The following is a 2,125-nucleotide window of genomic DNA, read 5'->3' on the forward strand; positions in this document are numbered from 1 at the left end:
CCGGAAGCCGCTGAGGGATGACCGGCGACGGCGCAGCTGGACGTCGGCTGCTCCTGGACCAGTTTCTGCCGGAATACGATCTCTCCATCGTGCACGCAGACGTCTTCCGGGCACCCCCTGCCGAGTGCTACGAGGCGGCCCGCGAGATGGACCTCTTCCGGGCCCCGCTGGCCCGGGCCCTGCTCGGCCTCCGGGCGCTGCCGCAACGTGTGGCAGAGACCGTGAGGGGACGCGGGAGGACACCCGGCGCCGCAGCGGCCCGGGGAACATTCCGGCTCAAGGAAATGGTCAATCTGGGCTGGATTCTGCTGGGTGAGGCCCCGGGGGCGGAGATGGTCCTGGGCCAGGTGAGTCGGCCCTGGAAGTCGGTCGCAGCCTCCGCGGATGTCCCGACCACCCCTCAGCAGTTCGCCGGCTTCAGCCAGCCGGGCTACGCCAGGATCGCTGTCGGTTTGAGGATTGATCCTTACGGGGCCGGCTCCTCGATCGTGACAGTTGAGACGCGTGTCGCCATCAGGGACGAGAAAAGCCGCCGCCGGTTCCGCCGCTACTGGGCGCTCGTCGGGCCCTTCAGCTCCCTCATCCGGCGAATGGCGCTGCGCCAGCTCGCCCGCGAACTCCGGGGCGGGTCTTAGCCGTCGACGGCGGCGCGGACGTCGCCCTCTTCGTGCCCGCCTTCCTTCTTGCCGAACGGCAGCACCTTGAGCAGCGGCTGCAGGACCGCCATGACGACCAGGCCCCAGGCGAGGCCAAGAACGGCCGAGCACAGGGTGTTCACGAGCCAGGCCAGGAAACCGCCCACCACCGGGATCCCGGCGACAGGGTGCTCGAGGGCGTGGACCAGGTCGTAGGGCAGGTGCCAGCCGAGGTCGTGGGCTCCCTGCAGCATGATGTGGCCGCCCACCCAAAGCATGGCGACCGTCCCGATGACGGTGATCGTGGTCAGCACGGCGGGCATCCCCCGGACGAGCAGCTCGCCGAAGCGCTGGGAGCCCGCGGACTCCTTGGTGGTCAGGTGCAGGCCGATGTCGTCCATCTTGACGATGAGCGCGACGGCGCCGTACACGGCCGCCGTGATCGCGATCGCCACGGCGACCAGGATGGCGGCCCGAACCCACAGGGATTCGGTCGCCACCTCGTTCATCGCGATGACCATGATCTCGCAGGAGAGGATGAAGTCGGTGGTGATGGCGCCCTTGGTGACCTTGGCCTCCGCCTCCGGCCCCCGGTCGACCGCCGGCGTGTCTTCTTCGGCGTCGTGCTGTCCGCGGAGCTTGTGCCAGACCTTCTCGGCACCCTCGTAGCAGAGATAGGTGCCGCCCAGCATGAGGATGAACGGAATGACCCCCGGGATGAAGGCGCTGATGAGCAGCAGCGCCGGCAGGATGATCAAAAGTTTGTTTCGCAGCGAGCCCCAGAAGATCCGCTTGATCATCGGCAGTTCGCGGGACGGGTCCGCGCCGGACACGTACTGCGGGGTGACGGCGGCGTCGTCAATGACCACGCCCGCGGCCTTGGCCCCCGCCTTGGCCGCTCCGGCGGCGACGTCGTCCACCGAGGCGGCCGCAATCTTGGCCAGGGCTGCGATGTCGTCCAGCAGGGCGACGAGCCCGCCGCTCACAGCTCGCTTCCGGACTGCTTGAGGGCGTACGGCTGGACGAAGTTGCCTTGGTCAGGGCGCGTGATTGGCATGCTCGAATTATATGGTGGCGCGCAGCCCGTCGACGCTGGATCTGGACCGGGTCGGCTCGGCCCGGTGTAGCTTGGCCTGATGCTGAGCATTGGTTCGATCGTGATCCGGGTGGAGAACCTCGAACGCCAGATGCGTTTCTGGCAGGCCGCGTTGGGATATGTGCCGCGGCAAGAGCCCAGCGATGACTTTGTCATTCTGCAGCCACTAGACGGTACTGGTACCTGCATCTCCCTGGATCGCGTCCCAGCAGCGCTTCAGATCCCTCCGCGCCTGCACTTGGACCTGTACGCCGAGGATCAGGACGCCGAAGTGCAGCGGCTCCTGGGTCTGGGAGCCACCCGGATCGAGTGGAGCAAGCGGCCGGAGGACGCGGACTACGTGATCCTTGCCGATCCGGAAGGTAATCGGTTCTGCGTGGTGGACACGGCGGGG

General features: G+C 67.6%; 3 protein-coding genes. 2 read left to right on the plus strand and 1 reads right to left on the minus strand.

Going from position 1 to position 2,125, the window contains the following annotated elements:
* The first annotated feature begins 17 nt into the window (after nt 1-17).
* The gene (locus K789_RS0112155) at nt 18-635 is read left to right on the plus strand and encodes a hypothetical protein (protein WP_029704954.1); all 618 of its coding nucleotides are present in this window, start codon (nt 18-20) and stop codon (nt 633-635) included.
* On the opposite strand, the gene K789_RS0112160 is transcribed toward K789_RS0112155, so the two are convergent.
* Entirely contained in the window at nt 632-1,621 is a 990-nt protein-coding gene (locus K789_RS0112160; protein WP_029704955.1) for a DUF808 domain-containing protein, read from the minus strand. The two genes, K789_RS0112155 and K789_RS0112160, sit on opposite strands and share 4 nt — an antisense overlap.
* Before the next feature lie 150 nt (nt 1,622-1,771).
* Between K789_RS0112160 and K789_RS0112165 the strand changes: the two genes are divergently transcribed.
* Nucleotides 1,772-2,125 (plus strand): VOC family protein (locus K789_RS0112165; RefSeq protein ID WP_024366990.1); only part of this gene is annotated, 354 nt, incomplete at its 3' end.

Source organism: Arthrobacter sp. TB 26 (assembly GCF_000427315.1).
In the GTDB taxonomy this organism is placed as follows: domain Bacteria; phylum Actinomycetota; class Actinomycetes; order Actinomycetales; family Micrococcaceae; genus Arthrobacter.